The following is a 1,994-nucleotide window of genomic DNA, read 5'->3' on the forward strand; positions in this document are numbered from 1 at the left end:
ATAGGAATCGCCCTTTCCTTGCTCAATTCCTCTCGTATAAAAAGGACTACCGTTTCAAACCCTAGTGGTGATGGCTCTTCCTTTGATGCCTGTGATTATAGCCTTACCGGCTCATATGGAAAAAATATTTTCCCCTCCCTTTCTTTTGGTTTTAACCTTCGCTATATCTCTCAAAAGATTGATACATTTTCTGCTTCAGGATTTGGAGGAGATTTTGGAATAATTAGCAGCCTTCCGATTGAAGGGGTAAGCATTGGAGCTGTTATTCAAAATATAGGAACAAAATTAAAGTTTGTTAAGGAAAGCGATAAACAGCCCTTTAATATCAAGGCTGGAATAGGTTATAAACTAAATAGGGCAAACATTGCTTTGGATATAAATAAACCAGCTGATAATAGTTTAGGAATAAACCTTGGTGGAGAATTTTGGGTAATCAATAATCTATGTTTTAGGGCAGGATATGCCTCTAGTGTAGACGAAGGCTCGGGAATAAGTGGAGGGTTAGGGATAGGATTTAAAGAGATTAAACTTGATTATGCCTATATTCCCCGTAAGCTTTTAAATGATAGCCATTATCTTTCATTAAAGATTGGCTTTGGTAAAGAGAAAGGGGAAAAACCCAAGGTTAAGAAAGTAGAGACTAAAGCAAAAGAGATTCCTAAAACAGAAAAAGCCCCAAAAACACCCCCTTCTTTAAAGCCTTCCTATTCATCCAAGCTCATTGTCTATTCAAATCCATCCCGAGCAAAGGTTTATTTGGATAATACCTTTCAAGGAACAACACCCATTATCCTTTATGACTTAATCCCACAAAAGCCCTACAAGATAAAGATAACCATAGATGGCTACAAGGATTGGGAAAAAGAATTTATTCCCAAAGAAAGGATGAATTCCTTAAGGGCTGACTTAATTAAATCCTCCTTTTAAGATATGTGTTTGTCTGTTTCAATAAACATACATAAAATGTACGTGTTTAACTAAAGCTAAATAAAATTTACATTAAGCTCTTTGTTAAAAAAGATAAGAATACAATTATTTTTGCACTATATTATGCGAAGAGCCAACAATAACTAATTCAGCCTATAAGTATTTTCTCTTCCCATTTCCACTTGAGTTTGCAAAATGAATTGACATAACAATTGCAATTGAAATATAATCTAATATATCATTAAGCAAAATACATTGATGTTACACAATAACACTATTTGGAGAGGGAAGGATAATAACTGTTGACTTGGGAATGGCTTTAAATAAAAGAGGTAAGTAATTATGAGGCTTGAAGAAGCAAAAATTCTATATCAAGGAGAATGGATTGCCTTCCGTGCCTTTGAGGAAGGTGATAATCCAGAAGGGGAAGTAGTTATACACAACAAAGAGCGTTGGGCATTTGACAAAGAGCTTGTTGACCATAGATTAACGGATATTTATATTACCTTTGCAGGTCCGCCTGTTCCTGAAGGGTATGCAGTAATGTTTTAGTTATGCGTCTACCAATTAGTATCCCACTGATTATAAGAAATGTTAAAATTGTAGGTCCAAAAGGTTCGGTTAAAGTAGATTTAATTTTTGACACAGGAGCAGCTTTTACTGCTCTTTCTTGGTCAGTACTCAAAGTAATTGGCTATGACCCTGCAATAATACAGGAACGCCAAGAAATTATTACAGCAAATGGAGTAATTGAAGTTCCAAAATTACGAGTGAATGCAATACTTATTGGGGAGGCAGAAGCTTATGATGTAGAGGCTATCTCTCACGACATACCAGAATTAGCTGGAATTCGGGGACTACTGGGCTTAAGTTTCCTGAAACATTTTAAAACCGTTATTGATTATAAAGAAGGTTACATTGAAATCTCATAAATAAGAATAGGAAAAAAATGAAATCAGACATTGAGATCGCACAAGAGTGCAAGATGAAGCCCATCATTGATGTGGCAAGGGATTTAGGGTTAGAAGAGGATGACATTGAGTTCTATGGGAAATACAAGGCAAAGG

The 1,994-nt window shown here is 35.6% G+C and carries 4 protein-coding genes; all 4 read left to right on the top strand.

From position 1 onward, the window contains the following. Nucleotides 1–927 (top strand): PorV/PorQ family protein (locus AB1630_12745; protein MEW6104657.1); only part of this gene is annotated, 927 nt, incomplete at its 5' end. 342 nt (nucleotides 928–1,269) lie between these two features. Beyond that, a complete protein-coding gene (locus AB1630_12750) occupies nucleotides 1,270–1,479 on the top strand; it encodes a hypothetical protein (protein ID MEW6104658.1) in 210 nt (69 codons plus the stop codon). Between the two features lie 2 nt (nucleotides 1,480–1,481). Beyond that, complete coding sequence (locus AB1630_12755) at nucleotides 1,482–1,859, top strand: retropepsin-like aspartic protease (GenBank protein MEW6104659.1); 378 nt, start codon at nucleotides 1,482–1,484, stop codon at nucleotides 1,857–1,859. A 17-nt stretch (nucleotides 1,860–1,876) separates the two neighbouring features. Continuing rightward, nucleotides 1,877–1,994: formate--tetrahydrofolate ligase (locus AB1630_12760; protein MEW6104660.1), on the top strand; the 118-nt coding region annotated here is incomplete at its 3' end.

It is taken from the genome of bacterium, assembly GCA_040753555.1.
In the GTDB taxonomy this organism is placed as follows: Bacteria; UBA9089; UBA9088; order UBA9088; family UBA9088; genus JBFLYE01.

Excerpts from the sequence above, each read along its gene's own strand:
- AB1630_12755 (MEW6104659.1), top strand. The coding sequence starts at position 1,482 with ATGCGTCTACCAATTAGTATCCCACTGATTATAAGAAATGTTAAAATT.
- AB1630_12750 (MEW6104658.1), top strand. The coding sequence starts at position 1,270 with ATGAGGCTTGAAGAAGCAAAAATTCTATATCAAGGAGAATGGATTGCC.